General features: G+C 44.1%; 28 protein-coding genes. 6 read left to right on the forward strand and 22 right to left on the reverse strand.

Annotated elements, in window-relative coordinates:
* Positions 1–44: 44 nt before the first annotated feature.
* From DX060_RS05460 to DX060_RS05510, 12 genes are all read right to left on the reverse strand, one after another.
* The gene (locus DX060_RS05460; RefSeq protein ID WP_115011517.1) at positions 45–830 is read right to left on the reverse strand and encodes a carbon-nitrogen hydrolase family protein; all 786 of its coding nucleotides are present in this window, start codon (positions 828–830) and stop codon (positions 45–47) included.
* Complete coding sequence (xseB, locus tag DX060_RS05465; protein ID WP_115011518.1) at positions 830–1,039, reverse strand: exodeoxyribonuclease VII small subunit; 210 nt, start codon at positions 1,037–1,039, stop codon at positions 830–832. The genes DX060_RS05460 and xseB overlap by 1 nt, the downstream gene beginning before the upstream one ends.
* A gap of 15 nt (positions 1,040–1,054) precedes the next feature.
* Positions 1,055–2,458, reverse strand: a complete 1,404-nt coding sequence (locus tag DX060_RS05470) for a sodium-dependent transporter (RefSeq protein ID WP_115011519.1) — start codon at positions 2,456–2,458, stop codon at positions 1,055–1,057.
* A gap of 6 nt (positions 2,459–2,464) precedes the next feature.
* Positions 2,465–3,799 carry a sodium-dependent transporter gene (locus tag DX060_RS05475; RefSeq protein WP_115011520.1) on the reverse strand — a complete coding sequence of 445 codons (1,335 nt, stop codon included), beginning with the start codon at positions 3,797–3,799 and terminating at the stop codon, positions 2,465–2,467.
* A 37-nt stretch (positions 3,800–3,836) separates the two neighbouring features.
* Positions 3,837–3,962 carry a hypothetical protein gene (locus tag DX060_RS11970; protein ID WP_258552210.1) on the reverse strand — a complete coding sequence of 42 codons (126 nt, stop codon included), beginning with the start codon at positions 3,960–3,962 and terminating at the stop codon, positions 3,837–3,839.
* Between the two features lie 143 nt (positions 3,963–4,105).
* Positions 4,106–4,558, reverse strand: a complete 453-nt coding sequence (locus DX060_RS05480; protein ID WP_115011521.1) for a peroxiredoxin — start codon at positions 4,556–4,558, stop codon at positions 4,106–4,108.
* A 52-nt stretch (positions 4,559–4,610) separates the two neighbouring features.
* The gene (locus DX060_RS05485) at positions 4,611–5,075 is read right to left on the reverse strand and encodes an HP1233 family protein (RefSeq protein WP_147278781.1); all 465 of its coding nucleotides are present in this window, start codon (positions 5,073–5,075) and stop codon (positions 4,611–4,613) included.
* A gap of 68 nt (positions 5,076–5,143) precedes the next feature.
* Entirely contained in the window at positions 5,144–5,680 is a 537-nt protein-coding gene (locus tag DX060_RS05490; protein ID WP_115011523.1) for a hypothetical protein, read from the reverse strand.
* Positions 5,681–6,574, reverse strand: a complete 894-nt coding sequence (lpxC, locus tag DX060_RS05495) for a UDP-3-O-acyl-N-acetylglucosamine deacetylase (RefSeq protein WP_115011524.1) — start codon at positions 6,572–6,574, stop codon at positions 5,681–5,683.
* Positions 6,571–7,176, reverse strand: coding sequence for a septum site-determining protein MinC (locus DX060_RS05500; protein ID WP_181814202.1), 606 nt, complete (start codon positions 7,174–7,176; stop codon positions 6,571–6,573). Before DX060_RS05500 ends, lpxC begins: the two co-directional genes overlap by 4 nt.
* Positions 7,176–8,603: a M23 family metallopeptidase gene (locus DX060_RS05505; RefSeq protein WP_115011526.1), complete on the reverse strand. Its 1,428-nt coding sequence runs from the start codon at positions 8,601–8,603 to the stop codon at positions 7,176–7,178. The genes DX060_RS05500 and DX060_RS05505 overlap by 1 nt, the downstream gene beginning before the upstream one ends.
* Positions 8,603–9,886, reverse strand: a complete 1,284-nt coding sequence (locus DX060_RS05510) for a 3-isopropylmalate dehydratase large subunit (protein ID WP_115012315.1) — start codon at positions 9,884–9,886, stop codon at positions 8,603–8,605. Before DX060_RS05510 ends, DX060_RS05505 begins: the two co-directional genes overlap by 1 nt.
* Positions 9,887–10,037: 151 nt before the next feature.
* Here DX060_RS05510 and DX060_RS05515 point away from each other — a divergent pair, with 151 nt between their 5' ends.
* The 5 genes from DX060_RS05515 to DX060_RS05535 all read left to right on the forward strand — a co-directional run bounded on the left by DX060_RS05515 (position 10,038) and on the right by DX060_RS05535 (position 15,553).
* The gene (locus tag DX060_RS05515; protein WP_115011527.1) at positions 10,038–11,150 is read left to right on the forward strand and encodes a GDP-L-fucose synthase family protein; all 1,113 of its coding nucleotides are present in this window, start codon (positions 10,038–10,040) and stop codon (positions 11,148–11,150) included.
* Between the two features lie 61 nt (positions 11,151–11,211).
* Positions 11,212–11,667, forward strand: a complete 456-nt coding sequence (gene hemJ / locus DX060_RS05520) for a protoporphyrinogen oxidase HemJ (protein WP_258552211.1) — start codon at positions 11,212–11,214, stop codon at positions 11,665–11,667.
* Positions 11,668–11,692: 25 nt separating this feature from the next.
* Entirely contained in the window at positions 11,693–13,150 is a 1,458-nt protein-coding gene (argH, locus tag DX060_RS05525) for an argininosuccinate lyase (RefSeq protein WP_115011528.1), read from the forward strand.
* Positions 13,143–14,033 carry a class I SAM-dependent methyltransferase gene (locus DX060_RS05530; RefSeq protein ID WP_115011529.1) on the forward strand — a complete coding sequence of 297 codons (891 nt, stop codon included), beginning with the start codon at positions 13,143–13,145 and terminating at the stop codon, positions 14,031–14,033. The genes argH and DX060_RS05530 overlap by 8 nt, the downstream gene beginning before the upstream one ends.
* Positions 14,034–14,041: 8 nt before the next feature.
* The gene (locus DX060_RS05535) at positions 14,042–15,553 is read left to right on the forward strand and encodes a M48 family metalloprotease (RefSeq protein WP_115011530.1); all 1,512 of its coding nucleotides are present in this window, start codon (positions 14,042–14,044) and stop codon (positions 15,551–15,553) included.
* Between the two features lie 65 nt (positions 15,554–15,618).
* Here the strand turns inward: DX060_RS05535 and prfB are convergent, their stop codons facing one another.
* From prfB to DX060_RS05550, 3 genes are all read right to left on the reverse strand, one after another.
* Positions 15,619–16,713, reverse strand: a complete 1,095-nt coding sequence (gene prfB, locus DX060_RS05540; RefSeq protein WP_115011531.1) for a peptide chain release factor 2 — start codon at positions 16,711–16,713, stop codon at positions 15,619–15,621.
* Between the two features lie 60 nt (positions 16,714–16,773).
* Positions 16,774–18,144, reverse strand: a complete 1,371-nt coding sequence (dcuC, locus tag DX060_RS05545) for a C4-dicarboxylate transporter DcuC (protein ID WP_181814203.1) — start codon at positions 18,142–18,144, stop codon at positions 16,774–16,776.
* Between the two features lie 83 nt (positions 18,145–18,227).
* Positions 18,228–19,388, reverse strand: a complete 1,161-nt coding sequence (locus tag DX060_RS05550) for an asparaginase (RefSeq protein WP_115011532.1) — start codon at positions 19,386–19,388, stop codon at positions 18,228–18,230.
* 273 nt (positions 19,389–19,661) lie between these two features.
* Between DX060_RS05550 and DX060_RS05555 the strand changes: the two genes are divergently transcribed.
* On the forward strand, positions 19,662–20,414 hold the full coding sequence (locus DX060_RS05555) for an EI24 domain-containing protein (RefSeq protein WP_115011533.1): 753 nt from the start codon (positions 19,662–19,664) through the stop codon (positions 20,412–20,414).
* Between the two features lie 38 nt (positions 20,415–20,452).
* Here the strand turns inward: DX060_RS05555 and ilvN are convergent, their stop codons facing one another.
* The 7 genes from ilvN to DX060_RS05590 form a co-directional block, all read right to left on the reverse strand.
* The gene (gene ilvN, locus DX060_RS05560; protein ID WP_115011534.1) at positions 20,453–20,920 is read right to left on the reverse strand and encodes an acetolactate synthase small subunit; all 468 of its coding nucleotides are present in this window, start codon (positions 20,918–20,920) and stop codon (positions 20,453–20,455) included.
* A 10-nt stretch (positions 20,921–20,930) separates the two neighbouring features.
* Positions 20,931–22,616, reverse strand: coding sequence for an acetolactate synthase large subunit (locus tag DX060_RS05565; RefSeq protein WP_115011535.1), 1,686 nt, complete (start codon positions 22,614–22,616; stop codon positions 20,931–20,933).
* Positions 22,617–22,665: 49 nt separating this feature from the next.
* A complete protein-coding gene (locus tag DX060_RS05570; RefSeq protein WP_115011536.1) occupies positions 22,666–23,085 on the reverse strand; it encodes an META domain-containing protein in 420 nt (139 codons plus the stop codon).
* Between the two features lie 20 nt (positions 23,086–23,105).
* The gene (gene hsrA / locus DX060_RS05575; RefSeq protein WP_115011537.1) at positions 23,106–23,786 is read right to left on the reverse strand and encodes a homeostatic response regulator transcription factor HsrA; all 681 of its coding nucleotides are present in this window, start codon (positions 23,784–23,786) and stop codon (positions 23,106–23,108) included.
* Positions 23,787–23,982: 196 nt separating this feature from the next.
* Complete coding sequence (locus tag DX060_RS05580; protein WP_115011538.1) at positions 23,983–25,047, reverse strand: Mrp/NBP35 family ATP-binding protein; 1,065 nt, start codon at positions 25,045–25,047, stop codon at positions 23,983–23,985.
* Positions 25,048–25,155: 108 nt separating this feature from the next.
* Positions 25,156–25,413: an HP0495 family protein gene (locus DX060_RS05585; protein WP_115011539.1), complete on the reverse strand. Its 258-nt coding sequence runs from the start codon at positions 25,411–25,413 to the stop codon at positions 25,156–25,158.
* A 37-nt stretch (positions 25,414–25,450) separates the two neighbouring features.
* Positions 25,451–26,044 (reverse strand): hypothetical protein, encoded by a 594-nt coding sequence (locus tag DX060_RS05590; RefSeq protein ID WP_115011540.1) that lies wholly within the window; start codon positions 26,042–26,044, stop codon positions 25,451–25,453.
* Positions 26,045–26,135: the final 91 nt, after the last annotated feature.

The raw sequence follows: 26,135 nt of genomic DNA on the forward strand, positions 1-26,135 counted from the left end.
CGTTATTATAATCTAAAAAGCTTATAGTCTAAGAAAATCATACTTTACTCAAATATTTTTCTAAATCCCCATTCTTGCGCTATATGCGTGATTTGTGTGCGTGTGAGAGTGATTGAGAGTCTCTCTTGTGCATCTCCTAAATGATCTAAAATCGTGCCATCAGGCATAGTGATAAGACTATCACCATAAAACTCCCATTGCTCATCGCAAACTTCGCAGGTGCCTATGCGATTTACGCGCAAGATAGCACAGCCATTGAGTAGCGAGCGCACTTTGCACAATTCTCTCCACCTGCTAGCAGAATCAAAAGTATTTGCACAAGGCATAATCACAATATCCACACCTTGCGCCTTAAGCTTGCACCAAATTTCATCAAAATGTATTTCAAAGCCAAAAAGCATAGCAATTTTGCAACCACCTAGCGTAAAAATACTTGGCGTTTTGATAGTTTTAGGCTGTGGATTGCCAAAATATGCGGCTTCGTTCCAATATTCATAAGCGATAAGTCGCTGCTGGGTGTAGTAAATATGCTTTGTGGATTCTGGGTTGATATAAACTAGTTGCTTACATAGAGTGTTTTTGACTTTAGTAATGATGGGAGCGACAAAGTGGATATGATGCTTTTGTGCCAGAGCTTCAAGTGAGATTATCTGTGCTGTGGAGTGTGCGAGAATCTCATCTTGACTTTGCTTGCATAATGCAGTGAAAAATGGATTAAGGGTGTATTCTGGGAGGACTACTAGCGCATCTTTTGGCAATTTATGGCAAAAGAGTGCTAAACGAGAATCATTTATGCTAAGAGTATCTTGCTGATAAAGCTCTATACGCATTAGTGTGTCTCTGCTGGATTTATACTAGAATCTAGTGATTTTATCTCTTCATACTCTAGCTTGGCTTTTTCTAAAAGATCTTGAGCATTTTTCAGCTCCTGCATTCCTTGCTTATAAAGTGTCAAGCTATCCTTTAGGCTTAGGTCTTGCGTATTGAGTTGCTGTAAAATATCTTTGATTTGCTTGATTTTGTCTTCGAAATTTTCCAAGTAGTTCTCCTTATATCATTCAAAAAATTTGAAAATAAATACCGCTAGAATCACTATTGGCGCGATATAGCGAATGATAAAATACCACACTGAAAATGCAATGGGACTAAGAAAGTCGCGCGTAAATTCTCTTAGCGTATCTTTTTTGATGATATAGCCAAGGAAAATAATCGAAGCAAGCGCACTAAGAGGCATAATGATTTTGGCTGTTAGATAATCAAGCCAGAAAAATGCCGGGTTATCCAGCTGTATAAGGGTATTGAGCCAGAAGAATATGCTGTGCTTATCTGTTGTGATAAGCAGTGGGGTTTGTAGATGCTGTATGTGGTATGAGCTAAAAGAGTGGATAGCAAAAAGCCCTAGCACAAATACCACCACACTTACCCAAAAGCTCGCTTTAGCTCGCGATACACCGCATCTTTGCGTGAGATAAAACACACTTGGCTCTAGGAGCGAGATTGTAGAAGTGATCCCTGCAAAGAGCAATGCCCCTAAAAATGCCAAACATAGAATCTGCCCAACTGCACCAAACTCCGAAAAGATAAGTGGCAATGAGATAAATACCAGATTTATTCCTCTATCCCCATCATTGCCTAGCGAGCCATCATAGCCGAAGTAAAAAGTAAAAATGATAAGCCCTGCCACAAGCGAGATGATAATGCCAGGGACCACTACCCACAACGCTGAAGTAAGGAGATTTTGCTTCTCTTGGGTTAAGGCAGCATAGGTGATAATTGTCCCAACACCAAGTGAGAGTGAGAAAAACATCTGTGCTAGGGCTTCCATAAAGACATTAGAATTGATGTCCTCATACTTAAAGTCAAACAAAAAATGCACCGCTTGCATAAACGATGGCTGAAAAGCCGCATAAATAAGCAGTCCAATAAAGATGATAAACAGCAGTGGCATAAGCACGAGATTAAGCTTCTCAATCCCCTTTTTAATCCCAAGAGAGACGATGAGTGCGGTGATAAAAAGACAGGCAAAAAGCCCTAAGACTTGACACCAAATCCTTTCACTCATAAGCTCATTAAACGCCCATTTGGATAAAAACATATTGCTAGGGAGATTAAAGCTTATAGCCACGAAGTAGTAGAGGATCCAGCCCAAAATCACAGCATAAAAAGACAAGATAAGCGGACCGCCGATGATCGCTATCCCAGCAAGTCGCCACGGCTTTTTAGGGCTTGGATCAAGTGTCTCAAAGCAGCCCACTACATCTTTTTTGCCACGATTGCCAATCACCATATCTGTGATAAGCAAGCTTACGCCAATCACTAGGGCAAGCACCAAAAATAGCAGCACAAATGCCCCGCCACCCATCTGCCCCGCCATATAGGGGAATCGCCAAATATGCCCAAGCCCGATCGAGCTACCAAGTGTCGCTAGAATAAAGCCGAATTTAGAAAATGTATTCATACTTGCCTACTCACTTATAATCGTGCCAATCCACGCAGCGATAATCACAAGTGGGACAACATAGCGGATAATGAAAAACCACACCACAAACCCCATTTCTCCCAAGAATCCTTGCGCCATTTCCTTGACTCTATCTTTGCCAATCACATAACCCACAAAAATCATACTAATGAGTGCGCCAAGAGGCATAATGAAATTTGAGCTAGCACTATCAAACCACACGAAAAGCTGCTTGCCCGCTAAGCTTAAAGTCTGTGAATAATCACTATTGAGTGAGAAAAGCAACACAAGCCCCACCGCATAAATCGCTCCTACAATCGTCCAAGTAACAACCTTGCGGTTTCTATTGTATCGCTGCACAAAATACATTACACTTGGTTCAAGGAGCGAGATCGTAGAAGTAATCCCAGCAAATGCCAACCCTATGAAAAAGAGTATCGCGACAATCGTCCCGCTTAGCCCCATTTTGCTAAAGGCAATGGGCAGAGCTTTGAATACAAGTCCGGTGCCTTGGGTTACTGCTACTTCATATTCATAGACAAAAGTAAAAATCATCACACCAGCAATAAGCGAGATGATAATCCCACATATCACGACATATAGCGCACTCTCAAGGAGATTTTGCCTAGAATCTGTAGAAGCGGCATAGGTGATGATGATCCCAATGCCAAGCGAAAGCGAGAAGCACATCTGCCCCATAGCAGCGATAATCACTTCAAAGGTAATATCTTCATACTTAAAGTCAAACAAAAAATGCACCGCTTGCATAAACGACGGCTGAAAGGCCGCATAAATAAGCAGTCCAATAAAGATGATAAAAAGTAGCGGCATAAGCACGAGATTGAGCTTTTCAATCCCATCTTTAATGCCAAGCGAGACGATAAGTCCCGTTAGCCCAAGCACCGCGCTAAAGCCTAGGAGTTGATAGAAAGAATGCGAGGTCAAAAGAGCCCCAAAGATTCTATCAGCCTGCTCGGCATTATCTGGCAGATCGATACTTACACCCACGAGATAATACACCACCCAGCCTAGCACCACTGCATAAAAAGATAGGATAATAGGACCGCCAATAAGTGTGAGCCCAGCAAAACGCCAAGGTTTTTTGGGGCTTGGATCTAGCTCGATAAACGCATCAGCAGTGTTTTTTTGCGTTTTATTGCCCATAAGCATTTCACCCACAAGCATTGCCACCCCGATAAAAAGTGTCATCACCAAAAATAGCAGCACAAATGCCCCGCCACCCATCTGCCCCGCCATATAGGGGAATCGCCAAATATGCCCAAGCCCGATCGAGCTACCAAGTGTCGCCATAATAAAGCCAAATTTAGAAAAGCTACCCATTGTCAAACCTTAAATAATAATAAAGCAGACATTATAACTAATCAGGCTTAAAACTTATTGAGCGTGGCAAAGTGGATTCTAAGGGGCTTGGCATAGATTCTAAGCTAGAATCCACTTTTTCATCATTATGTATTGCGAGTGTTATTTCCGTGTGGTAATCCATAGTTTCATTCCTAGAATCCACTTTTGGCGATTTTTCAAAAGTGGATTCTAGTTAAGAGAGTGGATTGCCGCGCAAGCACTACCGCGCTCGCTCTCAATGACAAAAACAGCCGAGAGTAAAAAAGTGGATTCTAGGAATGCAGCCTAGAGCATATCTAGCACAGCTTGCGCGTGTCCTTTTGCTTTGACATTATAGAGTGCGTGCAAAATCTTGCCACTTTTGATGATGAAAGTCGAGCGTATGATCCCCATCACCTCCTTGCCATACATCATTTTCTTGCCATACGCACCATAGGCACTCGCCACAGCTTTGTCCTTATCACTTAGGAGAATATGCTTGAGATCTTGCTTGGTGATAAAGCCTTGGTGGCATTTGGGCGAATCTGGGCTAATGCCTATCACCACCGCATTTTTGGCAAAAAATTGCGGCAGCAGCTGGCTAAAATCTTGCGCCTCTATGGTGCAGCCGGGTGTATTGTCCTTGGGGTAAAAGTAGAGGATAATGGTCTTTTGTGCAAAATCTTTGAGTGAGATTTCTACGCCTTGGGCATCAGGGAGCTTGAAATCTGGTGCGATGTCATTGGCTTGTAGTTGCATAGTTGATCCTTTGATAGTGGTTTAAGACATTGTAATGCACGCTAGCTTAACCTTAGCCTATGATATTGACTTCTTGCGCGCCATTGTAGAGTGCGACATAGCGCGTGAGAAACTGCTCTCTAGCACTGAAGTAGGGGTTTTTCTTCATAGGTGGTGTTGATGGATGGGGCTTTGTGGCTTGGGTAGAATCTTTAGCGTAAGATTCTGTGAAGATATATAGAGTTTGGGCGGCTGCCATTTTTTCCACTTCGCTCATTCCTTCACTTGCGCGCAAAAACACCTGATACTCTTTGTCGCTCATTTTTTCTAAAATCTCTAGCCCAAAGGTCTCTCTTTGTGTAGGGGTGTCTGCTTGCGTGGATTCTAGGGGGGCTTTGGGTGGCAGGGTCTTTGATACCGGGGCTGGCTCTTTGGTAGTCTGTGTGCTACTGCTTTCTTGTGGGGTGGTGTCTGGGTCTTTTGTCGTGTGTAGCAAAGAGGAGAGAGAAGTAGTAGAGAGTCCATAGTCAATACGCACGCGCCAGCTCCAAATCCAAATATCACACAAAGTGAAGCAAAAATCGCTCCAATATCTCAAGGCTGGATTTATAGGGGCGGTAGGATATAAAGCGGCTCACACGGCAGGCAAAATCGCTGCTTTGGCAGTATCTGTGGTGCGAGAAATGGCTGTCTCTCTCTGGGGGTGAGACAGAGGGTGTGTGTGATATGGGCTTGGGCTATGGCGAGATTTGTGGCTTTTGTGTTTGGCTCAAAAGTGGATTCTAGGATATAGGGGATTTGCGAGCAGTTTTGCAAGGTAAAATACTTTTTCCCAAAGGCGGGGATATGGGAGTCCAAACATAAAGAGAAGCTATCTGTGGCATACAAGGGGATAGACTCTACAATCGCCCAGCTCTGCAAGAAAATATGCGTAAGTTTAAGCGCACTAAGATTGCCCGGACCGCTAGCATAGTAAATGCCCCCCACGCGCACGCTTGATTCTTGCAGGTGCTGATACATTAGCGGCAAGGCACGCGAAGGCTTCTCATCGATATGAAAGGATTCTAGCAGCCTATCATCATCATAAAGCGCGTAATGCAAGGGAGAGTTGATACATACGACTAGGAGATTATAGGCGTGCATTTAGCTAATTGCCACTGCCTTTTCAAACTCTAGCACCTTTTGACTCTCGCTTGCAGTAACGATCTCATACGCGCCTTCTTCTTGCAAGAGCTTTTGGGTGAGCAGAGAGTTTAGCTTATGACTTCCGGCAAAGGAGATATAGCTCCCAAGTAGTGGGATCCCCAAAATCGCCATATCTCCAATAGCGTCTAAAATCTTATGCCGCACAAACTCCTCTGGATAGCGCAAGCCCTCTTTATTCATAATGCCTGCTTCATCAAGCACGATACAATTATTGAGATTCCCGCCTTTTGCCAGCCCGATAGAGCGCAGATAATTTACTTCTTGCAAAAAGCCAAATGTCCTAGCCTTGGCTATTTCATCGATATAAGAAAGCTTAGAGAAAGTAAAGGTGTATTGCTGCTCTTTGATAGCTGGGTGCTTGAAATCGATAGAAAAATCAAATATGGTCTTTTGGCTTGGCTCTAGCCGCACAAATTTATCGCCATCGCGCACTTCTATGGGCTTTTTGATCTCTATAAGCTTGCGTGGCACATCAAACTCCACAATGCCCGCTTCATCAAGCAATAAGCAATGCGCGATCGAGCTGCCATCCATTATAGGGACTTCTTCATTATCAATGCTAATTTTTAGATTATCAATCCCATAGGCATAAATCGCCGACATCAAATGCTCTATCGTAGAGACTTTTGCTTCGCCTTTGCCAATCACCGTTGCCATAGTCGTATCGATAATGGATTCTGGCACAAGTGGAATGCTCACGCCCAAATCACTGCGGTAAAACACTATCCCACTATCAGCCTCCAAAGGCTCTAAAACAAGCGTAACAGGCACGCCCTTGTGCAAGCCTATGCCTGTTAGCTCGACTCTTTTTGTAATCGTCCTTTGCTTCATAGTATCTCCTTGACCGCTATTGTATCGCTATTTTTGATAATGATTTTTAAATGGCTATTGGCATTGATTTTAGCCACAATAGCCTCTGGCAAGATAGAATCGCAAAAGACAATATGCCCAGAAGTAAGATTGCGCACGATGAAAAACCCCCCATCTACGCGCAATACCCCAGCACAATCCCCAAAAATCACGACACTTTGCTTGGCATAAATATTTGCCCCGTGCGCAATATCGCCTAAAATAATTGCATTATCATCAAGTGTCATTTCTTCGCCACTGCGGATTTTATGGATTAGTGTGTGGCTTTGCTTTTGTGGAGAAGATTGTGAGATCTTAGCTTCTTCAATCTTTGCTTCTTGCTTGGGTGGCGTAGAATTTAGGGCTTGTATAGATTCTAGGCTAGGCTTGCTAGGTAGAGTGCCTATGGTGTATAAAAGCCCATAAGATTGGCATAGCTCCTGCATACCTGTATCAATAGGGGCGGAAAAATGCAAAATAAAGCTTTGCAAAAGAGTGGCATTTTTCTTGATAAACGCGCTCCATTCTTGGTGATCACCATCTGTGAAGCTTAGAATCTGTGCGCGGTGTTGTCGTGTTTTCATCATTGGGCTTGGTTGATTAGGAGTTTGGCTTGTGCCAAAATATCAGTGATATTATGCTTGATCCAGCGAGAGTCCAGCCACTCTACATTGCGCACGCTAAGTCCTTGCACAAGCATACCAAAGTGCAAGTGATCGCCAAATGCCCAGCCACTCTCGCCTGTAAGCCCAGCCACATCGCCAGCTAGCACTTCTTGCTCATTGCTTACAAGAAAGTCTGATAAATGCGCATATAAACTTGCCACGCCAAATCCGTGGTCAATCATAATTGTATTGCCATACACGCCTAGCTTTTGCCCTAAGATCACGCGCCCATTATTGGTGATAATGATTCTGTCATTTTTCACACTTGCAATATCAAGCCCTAGGTGGAGAGATTGGCTGGTCTTGCCCTGCGCATTGACATAGGTGCGCTTATCGCCAAAGCGACCCACCACGCTATAGCCTTTTAGTGGGATAAATGGACCCCACTCAATTGGGAAGTTTGTGTTTTGCGCATCTTGCAAGCAGGCTTGATAGGCACTCTCAGCAATGATTGCTTCATCTTTCAAGCGCACCTGTTCGTTGATATAGACAAACTTCTCAAAATCATCGTGCAGCTCATCAAGCTCTGGCTCATAGCGGATAGCCTTTATCTCGCTAATTAGCCCATCCATCTTGTCGCGCAAGAATTGCTCTTGCAGTTTTAGCGTGGAGGCTTGATAGCGCGGGGAAGTGTCTTTGATGAAAGGGATAGTGATACTTCTAGCATTTAGGGCTGTATCAGATACTTGGATTCTACCGCTGAAGTTTTGATTGCTTAGGGGCCAAGCAAGAATCACAGCGTAGTAGCCTTGCGCGACAAAGGGAAAAGGCACAAATGTATCTTTGCCGTTAGTGATTGTGATGCTTTTAATATCCACGCTTTCAACCTGGAATACCACAAGTGCGCTGCCACCATAGCTAATGCGCGGTGAGTGCGCCAGAATCGTAATAACAGGCTGCTTGGTATTGATAGTAAAATCTAGGTGCTTAACCAATGTCTCACCGCTAAAAAAGTTAGCATTGCTCCAGTCCGTGATAGCTACCTCATAGTGTAGCTTTGTGTTATCGGGCAAATCGATCTCGGGGCGCGGTAGCCAGATCCTAAGCTTTTCTGGGCGATTTGTAACGACTTCTTCTTGCTCTAGCACGACAACTCCATCGCCTGTGGTGGCTCTAATTTTGTAGGATTTGATTTTGCTTTGGCTCTCTACTTCTAGGGAGATTCTACGCTCTGGATTCCACGCAGAATTGTCATCGATGGGGATTTGCTCTGTGGGGTTTAAATGCAAAAATGTCTGCACAGCAATGGGCGTGCTTTTAAACAAATCAAGCGTATAGAGAAAATAGCCAAAAAGCCCTAGTGCTATGACAACTAAAATCCGCAAAAGCCCCGAGCTACTACTCATCAAAGCACCTCTCTTGGATCAGCGATTTTACCCATAATAGCAGAGTAAGCCACCACGGCGGAGTTTGCCAAAAATACTTGTGAGCTCCTAGAGCCCATACGACCGATGAAGTTGCGATTAGTGGTAGAGATACATCGCTCATCATCGCCCAAAATCCCCATATATCCCCCAAGGCACGCGCCACAAGTGGGATTAGAGATAAGCGCACCAGAATCTAGCAAAATATCAATGTAGCCTAGCTCTTGGGCTTGGCGATAAATCTTCTGCGTGCCGGGTGTAACGATAAGCCGCACATCTGGGTGAATTTGCTTACCTTTAAGAATCTCTGCGGCGATTTTAAGATCGCTCAAGCGACCATTGGTGCAGCTACCGATAAAAGCTTGATCGATAGCTAGATTTTCACCACTTGCGTGGGAAATAGGCTTGCCATTGCTCGGGAGAAAGGGGTAGGCGACAAGTGGCTCTAGGGCTGATACATCGATATGCAGGATTTGTGTGTAGCGGGCATTAGAGTCGCTAAAGTGGATTCTAGGCGCAGAGCGCAAAGAGCCATTTACTGCCTCTCTCTCTGCCAAGTAGGCTTTGGTGATAGAATCTGGAGCGATAATGCCATTTTTCGCGCCGGCTTCTATCGCCATATTGCAGAGTGAAAAGCGATCATCCATACCCAAAGATTCTATCGCGCTGCCGCAAAACTCTAGGCTTTTATACAGCGCGCCATCAACGCCAAGCTGCCGTATCACTTCTAGAATCAAATCCTTGCCATACACGCCTTTAGGGAGTGTGCCATCAAAGACCACTTGTATGGATTCTGGGATTTTGAACCAATTTTTGCCCGTGATCATTGCATAGGCTAAATCTGTGCTACCCATACCCGTGCTAAATGCCCCAAGTGCGCCGTGTGTGCAGGTGTGAGAATCTGCCCCGATGATCACATCACCACTCACTACTAAGCCCTTTTCCGGTAGCAGCGCGTGCTCAATCCCCATATCGCGCTCATCAAAGAAATATTTTAGCTTGTGCTTTTTGGCAAAGTCTCGACTAATGCGCGCTTGATTGGCAGAGGCAATATCTTTTGCCGGGATAAAGTGGTCCATAACAATGCAAAAATTATCCGCTCTAGCAAGCGTGCTTGCCCCACTTTTTTCAAACGCCTTGATAGAAAGCGGCGTGGTGATGTCATTGCCAATGACCATATCAATGGGAGATTCTACAATCTGCCCTGCATAAACTTTCTCGCCACAATGCTCTGAAAAGATTTTTTCTACTATCGTTTGCCCCATACCCATATAAGCACCCCTAAAAATATGAGAATCCACACTTGTGTAATCCGCCAAGATACACGCAAAACAAAGCGTGCATTATACATTACTTTGCCCTTATTTGCGCGTGTTTTTGGAAATTTCGTTATAATGCGTGATTTTAGGAGTAGGTATGCAGCTAGATTCTAGGATTTTTGTCGCTGGGCATAGAGGGCTTGTGGGGAGTGCTATTGTGCGTGAGTTGCAAGCGCAAGGATATACACAGATCATCACGCGCAGCAGAGATGAGCTAGATTTGCGCGATATGGCTGCGGTGGAAAAATTCTTTGCCACTAATCGCCCAGAATATGTCGTGCTTGCTGCAGCCAAAGTCGGTGGTATTTATGCCAATAATACTTATCGAGCAGATTTTTTATACGAGAATCTAGCTATCCAAAATGCGGTGATCTACAATGCCTATAAACACGGCGTAAAAAAGCTCCTATTTCTAGGTAGCTCTTGTATCTACCCCAAGTTTGCCCCACAGCCAATCCTAGAATCCGCTCTTTTAACCAGCGAGCTTGAATACACCAATGAGCCTTATGCCATCGCTAAAATCGCTGGGATCAAGCTATGCGAGAGCTTTAGCCTGCAGTATGGCTGTAATTTTGTGAGTGCTATGCCGACAAATCTCTATGGCGAGCAAGATAATTTTGACCTAGAGACCTCACATGTCTTCCCAGCTCTCTTGCGCAAAATGCATTTAGCCAAGCTATTGCGTGCGGGCGATATGGATTCTGTGGTGGCAGATATTACAAAGCGCAAGCCCAAAAACCCTGCCTTGCAAGCCCTTAGCCCTGAAAAGCTCCTAGAGCATTATGGCATTAGCAAAGATAGCGTGCAAGTATGGGGCAGTGGGCAGGTGAGACGAGAGTTTTTATACGCACAAGATATGGCGCAAGCGTGTGTGTTTATGCTGCAAAACATTGATTTTGCTCATTTGGTGGATTCTAGCCTAGAATCCACTTTTCACACCACACCCCAACAAAGCCCCCAAGTGCGCAATACGCATATCAATATCGGCTATGGCAGTGATGTAAGCATACAGGAGCTAGCAGAGTCTATACGCGAGATTGTGGGCTTTAGTGGTGAGCTTGTGTTTGATACATCAAAGCCTGATGGCACTCCTAGAAAGCTTATGGATTCTAGCAAAATACACGCCCTTGGCTGGAAGCCTAGCGTGAGCTTAGAAGAAGGCATAGCGCGTGTGTATAGGCATTATACGAGCGATTTTAAGGCGTTTTAAGGCGTTTTACACCACAATTGCTCCCACAATCAGCACATAATCTCAACACAAAGGAAGTTTAATGCAAGCGTTTTCAAGTATGCTTATGGAATATTATCAATGGCTAAAGGCAGTGCATATTATGAGTATTATCGCGTGGATGGCAGGGCTATTTTATCTCCCTAGGCTATTTGTCTATCATAGTCAAAATAGAGATTCTAAGGAGTTTGTGCGGATCATCAAGCTGCAAGAATACCGCCTTTTTGCCTACATTATGCGCCCAGCAATGCTTGCTAGCGTGATCACAGGCTCAATGCTTATTATCGCAAATACGGCGATTTTCAAAAGTGGAATGTGGATTCACATCAAGCTCACGCTTGTGGCTTTGCTGCTGATTTTTCACATCGCTTGTGGGATATTTGCTAGCAAAATGCAGCGAGAGACCTGCACGCTTAGTCCGCGCTTTTTCCGTGTGTTTAATGAGATCCCGACATTGCTGATGATAGGTATCGTGCTATGCGCGGTGCTAAAATTTTAGGCTTATTGGATTCTAAGGAGTAAGTATGGCAAAGCTATGGGGAGGGCGGTTTAAGCTAGAATCTAGCGCATTGCTAGATGAGTTTAATGCCTCTATCACATTTGATCAAAAGCTCTGGCGGTATGATATTTTAGGCTCTAAGACCCACGCTAGAATGCTTGGACGCATAGGGGTTTTGGATTCTAGTGAGATAGCACTTATAGAATCTGGGCTAGATAAAATCGCTAGTGAGATAGAGCAAGGGCGGTTTGTCTTTAGCATAGAGCAAGAAGACATACATATGGCGATAGAATCCGCCTTGATAGAGCGCATAGGCGATGTGGGCAAAAAGCTCCATACCGCCAGATCGCGTAATGATCAAGTCGCACTTGATTTTAGAATGTATGTGCTAGATCACTCTGTGCTTATTGCCGATAAGATTCTCTCGCTAATGACTATGCTCCTAGCCCTAGCCCGTAAGCATACGCACACGCTAATGCCGGGTATGACGCATCTCCAGCACGCCCAGCCTATCAACTTAGGATTCCACCTAGTGGCGTGGTGCGAGAGCCTTAGGCGCGATGTGGAGCGGCTAGAGTCCTTGCATACGCGTAATAATCTTATGCCACTTGGCTCTGGTGCGCTTGCTGGCACGCCTTATAATAATGACAGAGAGTGGATAAGCAAGCAGCTAGGCTTTAGCGCACCCACGCGCAATGCGATGGACTCTGTGAGTGATAGGGATTTCGCGCTAGATTTGCTTTATGCCCTTGCTATGCTTGGTATGCACATTTCACGCATAGCAGAAGAGCTTGTGCTATGGAGTAGCGCGGAGTTTGGCTTTATGCGTTTAAGCGATGAATACGCCACAGGTAGCTCCATAATGCCACAGAAAAAAAACCCCGATGTCCCAGAGCTTTTGCGCGGGAAGAGTGGGCGATTGTATGGGAATCTTATGCGCTTGCTTGTGGTGATGAAATCCCTCCCCCTAGCCTATAACAAAGACACGCAAGAAGATAAAGAAGCTGTGTTTGATAGTGTGGATAGCACACTCCTTAGCCTAGAGATTTTACACGCTGTGTGTGAGAGTGCTAGCTTTGACAAAAAGGCTATGCTTAAAGCGTGTCAAAAGGGGCATTTGAGCGCGACAGATTTGGCAGATTTCCTAGTGCGTGAGTGTGGCGTGCCTTTTAGGGAGGCGCATCATATCACCGGGCGCATAGTCGCCTATGCAGAATCAAGCGGCTGTGATGTAAGCGAGCTTAGTGAGAGAGAGCTAGTAAGCGAGCTTACAAAGCTAACCCCCAGCCTAGAATCCACTTTTGCAAAAAGCAGCATTAGCAAACGGCTCACTCTCCTTGCCTCTATGCAGGCGCGCACAAGCCTTGGCGGCACGGCGTCTAAGGCTACAAGCACGCAGATTTCTAGCCTAAATGCGTGGGCGAAAAAAGCGCGTAAAAAGCTCCCGGAGCTAAAGATTGAAGCAAAGGTTGAGAATGAATAGCCAAGCCCACAATACACAGACAAAAGACCAGCACACCAAGCAAGAAGCACAAAAAACCATTATTGCCCAAAAAAACATTATCGCAATGTTTGATGACATTGCTAAAGACTATGATAAAACTAATAGGATTTTAAGCCTAGGCATTGATATTTCTTGGCGTAAAGATGCGGTCAAAAGAGCCTATAAAGCGCGTAATACAAGTGAGATAGAGCGGATTGTCGATGTGGCGTGTGGCAGTGGGGATATGATAAAGCATTGGTATAGCTATGCACTAGAATCTAACATAGCCTTGAGTGAGATTATCGGGATAGATCCATCGCAAGAGATGTTAAAAATCGCAGAGAAGAAGCTGCAAACTATTGGCGGAAGTTTTGCAAAAGTAGATTCTAGCTCTAGAATCCTAGAAGAACATAGCCAAAAGCTAGAGTCTAAAAAAGTGGATTCTAAGATAGCCTTGCACCTAGGGGAAGCAAAAGATCTAAGCACGCTACAATCCCAAAGCGTGGATATACTCTCTATCTCCTATGGCTTGCGCAATGTCTTAGAATACGAGCAGGCATTGCGCGAGTTTGCGCGCGTGCTAAAGCCAGGGGGCATAGTGGTGGTGCTAGATTTTTTCAAAAAGCCTAGCCCAAGTCTGCTTGATCGCATTATTGGGATCTATACCAAGCATATTTTGCCTTGTATTGGCTATCTCATCTCGCGCAATTATGCGGCATATAAATATCTCCCAAATTCTATGGAGGAGTTTATTAGCCCAGATGAGCTAGCCTTAGCTTTTGAAAAAGTAGGCATAAAGCCCCTAGAGATCAAATCCTACTCTGCTGGGATTTCTCATCTCGTGCTGGGGCAAAAACCCTGTGAGAAAGTAGATAAAAGCTAGGATCCATAATGCAAGTCATAGACGCGCTTCTTACACATTTTATCCCTTGGGTGTTTGTGCCAGCACTGCTGATAACCATTGGCTTTTGTGCGATACTTATCATAAATTTCAATAAATGCCCCAACCCAAGCCTGCCTAGGTCATTGCTTTTCTTTGTGCTAATCAGTCTTACAACGATAAGCCTTTGGGTCGTTATGGCGCAGATTTTCCCACTAATAGCTGAGTATAAAGAGATTAGAGATAGTGTTTTGGATAGCTTTGCAATGCGCATTAAAATGCTAGCGCAAGGCGATACATCGCTTGGCTTTTTTGCGCTATGGCTGCTTATATGGGGCGGACCGATGGTGTATGGCGGGCTGCTTTGCGTGGTTTTGCTCTGCGCTTGCTTGCTATTTTTCGCTACGCGTTTATGCCTAAAAAGAAAGCCTAAAGAGCTAGGCTTTGCCGCGCATAAAGATTTAGCATTAGGAAAAGTTTTGTGGCTTAATATGCTGTTTTTCGTGGTGTTTGTGCTGTTTTTTATGCTGTGCTTTTGCGTGTTTGAGCTGATATTTTGGCTCGCTGTGCCGGCTATTTTTGATGAGCCTGATAGCTTTAGCTTTCTTGTAGATAATTCTCGCAAGCAAATGGGCTGGTTTATATATAGCTTAAGCTTAAGTGCTGGCATATTACTTGTGATTTTTGGGAGCTTTGTGGTGAAATCTCTGCTGCTTAGTCGCCATAGCATAGACAGACTTGCCAAAACCCTAAAAGCCATAGAAATCACCCCTAAGAAATACAAAAACCACCACAAATACGCACAGCTGCTTAATGTCGTAAAAGAAATTGCCATCGCTAGTGCTATGCCTATGCCACGCGTGTTTATTATGCGACAAGAGCAAGGGATCAACGCAATGTGTAGTGGCGAGAGATTTGGCAAGAGCGATGAGCGATTCGCGCTATTTTTCACACAAGGTGCGCTTGATAAGCTCTCACGAGAAGAGCTCTCTGGCGTGGTGGGGCACGAGTTTTCCCACGCATTCCACCAAGATGTCGCGCTAAATCTGCGGATATTTAGCTTGATTTTTGGCTTTATGAGTATTAGCTTTATCGGCGAGATTCTTATGCACTCTATTGCTCGGCGCACGAGATCTGCTGGGAAAGGGGACTCTAAAGGTGAGGCAGTGATCGCGCTATTTGCCTTTAGCTTTTATGCTTTGGGGCTTCTTGGCGCGCTTTGTGCAAGCCTTATCCAAGCAGCAATTTCAAGGCAGAAAGAATTTCTAGCCGATGCCACAAGCGTGCAATACACACACAACCCAAATGCAATTCTGCGCGCACTGCAAACAATAGCACAAGAAGAGTCGCCAAAAGAGTCGCAAGAGCACAAGCTGGCAAAAGACACGCAGGGCTTTTTACACAACAAGCTAGCCAAGCCCTGTGCGCATATGTTTTTCTTACAGGGGTTTAAAGGTGCATTTGCCACGCACCCTCCCATACATAAGCGCATAGAGACACTGCAAGCTATGGCTAGAATCTAGTATTGTAAAAGTGCGCTTTGCTTGAGTGGATAGGGGTGTAGGCTTAAGCTCTGAAAGTGGCTTGGCTATTGCTTGCCCAAAACAAGCACAGATTCTATTAGATCATCAATATCGCCATCTAGCACGCCATCAGTATCGCTCGTAGCAAAGTTGCTTCGCAGATCTTTTACCTGCTGGTAAGGGGCTAAGACATAGCTACGGATTTGATGTCCCCAGCCTATCTCACTTTTTTCTGCATTTGCCACGCCCTCACTTTGTTTTAACCGCTCTAGCTCATAGAGTTTGCTCTGCAGCATTTTCATAGCTGTTGCCTTATTTTTATGCTGACTGCGATCGTTTTGACACTGCACGACAAGCCCCGTTGGAAAGTGCGTTATGCGGATAGCAGATTCTGTCTTATTCACATGCTGACCGCCCGCACCACTGGCACGATAGGTATCAATGCGAATATCTTTATCTAAAATCTCTATATCTATGTTTTCACTTAGCTCGGGGCTTACCTGCACGCTAGCAAAGCTTGTATGCCGCTTGGCATTAGCATCAAAGGGCGAGATTCTAACCAGCCTATGCACGCCATTTTCACTTTTAGCATAGCCATAGGCATTCTCACCTTTGATGATAAACGCCACCCCCTTAATACCTGCCTCCTCGCCATCTTGATAATCTAGTAGCTCTACCTTAAAGCCCCGCCGCTCACTCCAACGCAAATACATACGATACAGCATAGAAGCCCAGTCTTGGGACTCCGTCCCACCGGCTCCGGGCTGAATGGTAATAATGGCATTTGATGAGTCGTGCTCCCCACTTAGCATAACTTGAATTTCTACCTTTTGTATATGGCTTTGCAAAGATTCTACGCTCTCAAACAACAGCTCCAAAGTGCTAGAATCCCCATCACTCTGTGCTATCTCAAATAGCTCTTTTGCATCATCTAGCTCGGCTTTCATCTCTGCAAATGTGTGTAAAATCCGCTCACATTTTCGCTTTTCCTTTGTGATTTCCCCTGCTTTTTTTGCGTCATTCCAAAACTCTTGGTGCGATTCTAATGCGTTAATCTCATCTAGTCGCTTTTGTAATAAATCTGGGTTTAGAATCTTTGCGATATTTTGTGCTTTATTGTGCAGGGTTTTTAACAACTCGCCATATTCATAAGAATCCATTTTCTGCCTTTGTTTCAAATCTAGGATTCTAGCACAGAATCCACTTTTACGACTTGAAGCTTACAGCGTAAAGCTCCACGCCACGATAATATTTATCACCATACCTAAAAGTAAAAGCGGCAAGGTGCGTTTGATAATCGCCAAAGGCTCTAGCTTGGCAAATCCAGCTAATGCCAAAATCCCACCAGCAATGGGCGAAGCCGCCCTACCAAGACAAGAAGCTATCTCAAGGGGTAAAACTAAAATGATAGGTTTAATGCCTAGCTTTGGAGCGAGATTTGCCGCGATATTGCCAATAGCACTAAATGCCGCTATCCCACTTCCCATAATGATTGTAATCCCAAAGACAAGAAAGCTTAGCACGATAATGCAAAGCAGCACGGCGATATTCCCCATACTTGCTAGATACCCCACAATGACTTCAAGTCCGCCTAGAGCCTTTATCCCTTCAGCAAACACGCTTGCAGCGATGATGATACTCACCACAGAGACAAAAATCTCCGCCATTGCCTTTAGCACCACGATAATATCTTCACTCACTTTTTTGCCATCTCTATGACGGATAAACTCAATCAAAAAGCATAAGGAAATAGCAATAAAATTCGCACTCACTACATCAAGCTTAATCCCTGCAAAATATGTCCCAAACAGCAACACGATAGGCAGCCACGGCAACAAAATATAAAAAAGCGGGCATTGCGGGTTGGTAATTTCTGCAATCTCCACATTTTCAGCCTCTAATTTTGCCTTATCTCTTTTATCCACATACGCATAATATAGCGGTATCACAAGAGCGATGATAACAACATACGCCACAACACTCCATATTTGGTAATGCAAAAATAATCCCACAACATTATCAGGCTCTCCTACCATTTTTGCCATATTGATTGAGTTGCCATCTTTTGGACCATAATCAAGGGTGATAAGTGAAAGCACAGAAACCGCTGTGATAGGGCGGATCCCAAGGGCGATAAGCACAGGATAAATACTTGCTAACAGCAATAAGATAAGCCCAGCATAGCTTGAGATGACAATCTTTAGCATCATACCCACCACAAAAGTCCCACTTAGGATAAGGTATTTATTTTTGATTTTGCTAAGTGGAGCGTTTGCCACAAAGGCGAGCTTTGAAGAGGCGTTGATATGCTTCATATACGCAGCAAACCCAGCCACAGACATAATGATAAGCCCAACTTCTGAAAGTGTTTTTGCAAAAGTGGCTGATAAGAACTTATATACATCTAAAAACACGCCTTGAGATGGAGTATTTTTAGGTAAAGGCACTGCCACTCCATAGAGAAAAAACGCCCCACACAACACAACTATGCCAGAAAATAGCAAGACAAAAATAGGATTATATGCCTTTAGCACATAATATCCCGTGCCAACTACGACTAAGAGTGTCAAAACTATTGATAACACACTCATTACCACCCCTTTGTTTTATTGTGCCTACCGCCCTTAGAATCTGGCATAAAATTTACAAAAATCCAAACGAACCTTGTTTAGCACTAGTAAGTCTCAAAAATCTTAGCAATCCGCTCATTATTATCCGTTTTGCTTAAAGCTAGCATTAGTAGCACTCGTGCTTTTTGTGGATTTAGGTCATAGCCGCTAATAAACCCAAGCTTAGAATCCGCCTCATTTGCGATGACTAAGCCATTATTTATCCTTGAGCTTTGCACCACTACTAAGCCATTTTGCATAAGCTTTTTTAGCATATCTTTATGATTTTTGTGGATACTTCCCGCCCCACTTCCTGCGATGACAAGCCCTTTTGTGCCGTGATTAAACAACGCTTGGGCTGCCACTTGAGAATTATCATTAGCATAAGAGTAGAGAATATCAACTTTAGGCAAAGAATCTAGCTTATCTATATCAAACTCACTTTGCAGGGTGTGAGGCTTACTTGGCGTAGTGTAGAAAAACGCCTTGCCATCAAGGATATAGCCCATATCGCCGGTATTTGGCGAAGCAAAGGCATTGACATTAAGCGTATGGATTTTGCTCACATATCTTGCACTTTGGATTCTATCATTCATCACCACCATAACGCCTTTGCCTTGGGATTTAGGATTTGCTGCAAGAGAGATAGCATTATAGAGATTTTTAGGACCATCGGCACTTAGAGCACTGCTTGGACGCATAGCCCCCACAAACACAATGGGCTTATCACTCTTTGCTACCAAATGCAAGAAAAATGCACTCTCCTCCATTGTGTCTGTGCCGTGCGTTATCACCACGCCATCAACTTGAGAGCTTTTCAGCAAGGCATTCACGCGTTTAGCAAGTGTAAGCCATATCTCATCGCTCATATCCGCACTATCAATATTAGCAATCTGCTCACTCTCTAAATGTGCGATACTCGCAAGCTCTGGCACGGACTGCAGCAAAGATTCTATACTTAGCACGCCGGCTTGATAGCCTGTTGTCTGCAGTGAAGAATCTACCGCTCCGGCGATTGTCCCACCTGTGGCAAGGATCACAATATTTGGCTTTGTGGTGTTTTTATGCGGTTTTTGTGTGTCTTGCATAGCTTGTGTTGTTTGCTCTGCCATAGTTTGCTCCTGTTGCTCATTTTGCTTGCTTTCTTGAGAATCCGAGCAGCCAGATAGCCCTAGGATACTTGCAAAAACAGCGCAAATAGCGCATTTTTTTATAACCCCACTCATATAATCTCCCTTGAAGTATTGATTAGGCATAAGACCTGGGGCTTATTGTAGGGGATTGGGTAGTATAAGTCAATGGAGATTTTGCGCTCTTTATCCCCACGCTTTAAAAGAGATGTTGATGAATCGCTTTCAAGGAGCTTGTGTAGTGCAATACGCAAGGCGTAGATGTAGTGGCATTAGTGTGTTTGCTGTGTTTAGGGTTTGTAGAATCTATTGCACTATTTGGCAAAACTCCCTAGAATCCTATGGTTATTTTAATCTCAAGGATACGCGATGGATTCTACATTGTCTGTTCAGGCTGGGTTTTTAGCTATTTTGCGCAAAAGTAAGCGCGATTTTCTCTCTCTCCCTATGATTGCGCTAAATATCTTGCCTGTGCTATTTGGGGTAGCGTTGTGGGGCGGGATACTCTATGTGTTTTGCGATGTTTTGATCGCTTATGCTACGGGGCTTTTGCCAGAATCTTTGCAAGCTTATATCAATGACAATGGTATCCTAGGTCGTGTGATCACGATTTCTTTATATGCGCTACTTGGGTTTTGTGTGATTTTGCTAGCTCTTGTGGGAAATGTCTTTGTGAGTATTTTTTACGCACCGCTTGTGGTTGGCTATATCCGCAAGTATCATTATCCTCATATACCAAAGCCTGCAAGTGTGCCTATCCTAGTGACTTTGAAGCAGTTTCTTAAGGCATTTGTCTTGCTGTGTGCGCTTTGTGTCGTGTGTATGCCTTTAGTTTTTATCCCTGTGATTGGCGGGGTGATAATGCTTGTGCCATTTTTTGTGTTTTTTTATCAAACGATGCTTTTTGATGTGGGGCAAGAAGTGCTTGGGAGAGATGATTGCCCTAAGCTCCACAAAGCCAAGCGTAAATACACCATAGCCCTACTAACATATCTACTAGGGCTCATACCTATTCTAAACTTTTTTACACCATTGCTGCAGGTTATTATTCTAAGCCATTATTGCTTCCATACTCTTTTGGGATCTCAGGCAGAGCAGAGCGACCACTCGCCTAGATCATAGAATCCTAATATTTCTATGATCCTTGGGTGATTACTAGATCAATACCGCTCCATAGCGATGACACCGCTACGCACGATTTCTTTGGGCTTGAAGCGCGACATAGCTTTGATGAGACTAGTGATCCTATGAGGCTTTTCAGTGGCTACGATGATGATGTATTTTTCATTAGCATTGGCGATTTTGCCATTATAGGCGTGGGCTAGGGCTTGTATGCTCGCTAGATCTTCTTCTATGCCAATTTTGATTAGCACGCTTTCTTTTTCTAATAAATCGCTATCATCGCTAACCTTTAGCACAGGGATAAGCTTGTGTAGCTGCTTGATGATCTGCTCTAGCACACGCGCCTCACCATCTGTGGCGATTGTGATCCTAGAGAGATCGCTATCTGGTATGGGGGCTACGGTGAGAGATTCGATATTATATCCCCTACCGGCAAAAAGCCCCGATATACGCGCTAAAACACTATGCTCATTGACTACAATCACACTTATGATTTTCCTTGCCATCTCGCTCTCTTTATTTCAAAATCATTTTATCTAAAGGCGCACCGCCGGGCACCATAGGCAGCACGCTTTCATAGCGATCTATCACAACATCAACCAAACACACCTGCTTGCTATCAAGTGCTTTTTGTATCGTGGGGATAAAGTCTTCCTTGCGCTCAATGCGGAATCCTAGCCCGCCAAAGCTCTCTGCTAGTGCGACAAAGTTTGGCTGAAGCGATAAATCTGTATGTGAGAATCTATTTTCATAGAAAAATGTCTGCCATTGTCGCACCATACCAAGATAATTATTGTTAAGAATGACATTGACAACAGGGATTTGACTCTCCACACAAGTGATAAGCTCTTGGATATTCATTAGGATACTGCCATCGCCTGTGATGTTGATGATATGCTTATTTTGGCTAGCAAAATACGCGCCCATAGCCGCCGGGAAGCCAAAGCCCATTGTCCCAAGCCCACCGCTGGTGAGAAACTCTCTAGGCGCACTAAATGGATAAAACTGCGCTGTCCACATTTGATGCTGCCCAACATCTGTGGCGATAATGGCATTGCCGCCTAGTAGCTCACCTAGCTGCTCTATCGCCCATTGTGGCTTTATGGATTCTTGGCTGTCTTGGTAGCCTAGTGGGTGGAGATTTTGATAGTCTTGTAAATGTACTCGCCACTGCTGAAAGCTACTAGAATCCACTTGTGTCGCCATATCAAGCAGCTCTTCACACACAGAGCGTATATCCCCGACAATAGGATAATCTACTTCGATAATCTTGCCAATAGAACTTGGGTCAATGTCAATATGGGCGATTTTGGCATTTTTGGCAAATTCACTTACCTTGCCTGTAACGCGATCATCAAATCTAGCCCCAAAGCATAGGAGCAAATCACACTCGCACATCGCCATATTTGCCGCATAGCTTCCGTGCATACCCACCATACCGAGATTGCACACATCACTAGAATCTAGCACGCCTCTTGCCATTAGCGTCTCTACACTAGGCAAGCCAATTTTCTGGACAAAATCACGCACTAGCTTGCTTGCGTTGCTTGCTATCGCACCCCCACCTATGTAGCCCAAAGGCTTTTTGGAGAGTTTAATGGCTTCGATAAGCTTTTTGATCTGGCGTTGATTGGGCTTATAAGTAGGCTTGTAGGTGCGGAGATTCACCTCGCTTGGATAAATGAAATCACCAAGGCTTGCTGAAATATCTTTGGGGAGATCGATGAGCACAGGACCACATCGCCCGCTCCTAGCGATATAAAACGCCTCTTTTATGATTCTAGGTAAATCTTTGATGTCTTTGACAAGATAATTATGCTTCGTGCAGGGGCGCGAGATCCCAACAGCATCAATTTCTTGAAATGCATCGGTGCCGATTTGTGCCACAGGCACTTGCCCGCTGATAACCACAAGAGGGATAGAATCCATATAGGCTGTGGCTATGCCTGTTACAGCATTGGTAAATCCCGGACCTGAAGTGATGAGTGCTACACCCACATTGCCACTTGCGCGTGCGTAGCCATCTGCAGCGTGTATGGCTGCTTGCTCGTGGCGCGTAAGAATATGCCGAAAATATGTCTGCTTATACAGCTCATCATAAATATTTAAAACAGCACCACCGGGATAGCCAAAGATTATCTCCACACCTTCTAAATGCAATGCTTCAATGAGCATTTGCGAACCATTTAATACACCGCCCATAGCAACCCCTAATCAAAAGTGCCTATACTAAATGCTTAAATAATACTAGTTATTTGGATTGTGCTTCAAAAATTGCCTGCACACCACCATTTTCACCGGTTTTCTCAAAGATAAGTTTTCCTTCTTGGAGTGTAAAACGCACAGAATTATCGGAAAATAATTTAATGAGTGATTCTTCTATCTCCATAGATTTTGGCTCACATAGCATTCTTGTCATACCAGAATTTGCGCTTTGAAACTGATCGCCATTGATTTTATATGATCCAAAAAACGAATTACACCCAGAATAGCCATTAAACTTGTCTTTATCGATTGTTATAGAGATTTTTCTTTCGCTATGTCCCACATCAATGGGATTTCCACCATCGCTTAGAGCCACGATATTCCAAGTATTATAGAGCTTTGCAGACTCATTACCGCAGCCGATAAATGCCATTGCCAAAATACACATACCCAAAGCTTTTTTCATCAAACACCCTTTTTAAATATTTAGTTTTCTGCAGGTTTTTTAGGATAGCAGAATCGATACCCTCTTCTGCGCACTGTCTCTATTGTAGCGATACCAAGAGGCTTATCCATCTTTTGTCTAATTTGGTTGATTGCCACTTCTATCACATTTGGCGTTACTAGCTCTGGCTCTTCCCAAATAGCATCAAGTAGCTGTTCTTTTGAGACAATTTGATCGCGATGGCGAGCTAGGTGGGTCAGCACTTCAAATGGCTTGCCTTTGACTTCAATCTCTTTGCCTTTGTAGGTGATCTTTTCTTCATCTGGGTTGATGACTAGATCATCGATTTCAATCGTGCTAGAACCCCAAAATCTAAGCCTAGCCTCAACGCGAGCAAGCAGCACGAGATTCTCAAAAGGCTTGGCGATAAAATCATCAGCCCCACTTTTAAACGCCAAAATCTCTTGATCGGATTTTGGCTTGTGCGCCAAGACAATAACAGGCACTCTTGGAGATTTTGCTTTCACTTCTGCGATAAGATCTAATCCATTTCCATCAGGCAGCTTGGAGCTGACAAGCACTAAATCATAATTGCGAATATTGACATAATACGAGCCATCTTTTATGCTCTCTGCCATATCTGTTTGATACCCATTATCGTTTAGCTCTTCGCTGACTTTCTTGCTCAAAGCTGCGTCATCATCAACTACTAAAATACGCATATTTCCTTCCTTAAAAAAGCTTATCTGTGATTTTTAGTATGTCTGCAGCATACTAAGAAATGCTGAAGTTGGATTATAGCACAAATTATGCGTTATTTTCAGCTATTTCTTATGATTTTTTTATTGTAGTTAAAGCATTTATAACTATTGGGTAATAATCGCATAGAATCCATAGCATAGGTTCTATGCGTATCTTTTAGCGCGGCTGGATAGAGGTATTATCTGCGCGATTATTTTCTAAAAACTCCCATAACTCTTGCGCGGCTTGTCTATATACTTTGGCAATGCTAGAATCCGGCGCGAAATACACAATAGGCTTGCCATTATCTCCGCCTTCTCGCACGGCAGGATCTAGGGGGATTTTTGCAAGGATTGTGGTATTGTATTTCTGCGCCAAAGGAAGCGTGGTGTCTTTGCCAAAAATATCTTGCTCGCTGCCACAATTTGCACAAATATGGCTACTCATATTTTCTACAATGCCAGCAATTGGAATTGAGAGCTTTTGAAACATATCTAAAGCCCTTGCACCATCATCAAGGCTCACAAGCTGCGGCGTTGTAACCGCCACTCCAGCACCTACTGGCACACTTTGTGCGATTGATAGCTGCGCATCTCCTGTGCCTGGAGGCATATCAAGCACAAGCACATCAAGCTCTTTCCACACCACATCGCTAAACATCTGCGTGATAGCGCGCATAAGCATAGGACCTCTCCATATAAGACTCTCTCCTTCATCAAAAAGCATTCCCATACTCATAAGATCCACGCCAAATGCCTGTAAGGGGATAAGTCTCTTCCCGCTTGGATCAAGCTTTGGCTTTACCCCGTGTAGCCCAAACATACGCGGGATATTTGGTCCATAAATATCTGCATCAAGCAGCCCTACTTTCTTGCCATCCATCGCTAGGGCTATGGCGAGATTTGTCGCCACGCTTGATTTGCCCACTCCGCCTTTGCCAGAGCTTACCATTACAAAATGCCTAACTTGGGGCAAGAGATTTTTCGCTTGTGGGGCGGCTTTCTCTTGGGCGATTTGTGGGGTGTTTATGGTGATAGTCGCTTGGATATTTGCCTTTTGCAAGACATTATCGATCCTATCATAAAGAGCTTTGGCGACATTAGGATCGCTTGAGGGGATAGCTAGGATAATTTCTACACCATTATCAAGCTTGATTTCCTTAAGAAACCCATAGCTTACAATGTCTTTTTCAAAGTTTGGGTAAAGCACTTGTGATAAAAGCTTTGTAATTGTTGTTTGCATATTCTTCCTTTGTGTTGTAAAAGTGGATTCTAGTGCGTTATACGACTAGTGCATTACTGCGCGGTAATATGTAAAATAATTTGCGTTAAATACCGCTTAAAATTGGGGCTAAAGCACCATAGAGATTTCTTTGTGCGTGCTTAGGCTTTGGTAGAGCGCGTTCCTCTCTTCCTCGCTCTCTACTTCAACGCTTAAATGCATAGAGACAAATCGCCCCTTGCTTGAGTGATTTTTCTCATCTAGGGTATAGGGCTTTGTCATAAGCTCGCTGATAATCTGCTCTAAACGCGCTTTATTCTCCCCTATGATTCTAAACTCCCATAAGCAGGGGTAGTGTATCTCTGGCTTTCCTTCTATATGTCGCATTGTGTGGCTCGTGTTGATTGTGTTTGGCTTATGTGGCTTAGGCGTTCATCAAGCCGCCGCTAATGTAATTTACCATATGGAGCTTTTGGACAAGCTGGGAGATAAGCGAGCGCATTTCTCGGCTTAGGTTGTCGTTTTTGATCATCGCATCAAAATCTTTTAGACTGATATTGGGAGATTTAGCACTGAGAAAATCCACCGCCATCATATCATCGCGATTAAGCACGCCATCTGCTTGGAGCTGCTTTGCCATAGATTTGAAGCTATCGACATCGGCAAGTCCATTTTTCACATAGGCTTTGGCACTCATAGCAGCACTTAGCTCTTTAGATGGTGTGAATGTATCTTGGATTCTATGGAGTGAATCATAGGGGTCTTTTTGCGAGTCTTTGTGCAAGCTACCACTATCTGTCTCATCTATACCTTGGATTTTATCAAGCGATTTTACAGGAGCTAGCGCACTAAGCAAGCCTAGCATAGGATCTTTTTCCGTAGTGTTGGTGCTAGATTCTAGCTCCTGTGTGCTTGGCTTTGGCGCGAGAAGCTCGGGCTTTTGGTGGAGATTGGCACGCTGGGCGAAAAGATCTTGCATAGCTTTTGTGTCATTTGATACATTAGTGATACTGCTCATATATATTCCTTGCAACTGGTTTGCCAAAGTGAAAGCAAAATATATGCCAAATCACTAACTCACATAAGATATAGCTTTGCAAAGCGCGAGA

The organism is Helicobacter canis, assembly GCF_900451095.1.
Lineage (GTDB): Bacteria > Campylobacterota > Campylobacteria > Campylobacterales > Helicobacteraceae > Helicobacter_B > Helicobacter_B zhangjianzhongii.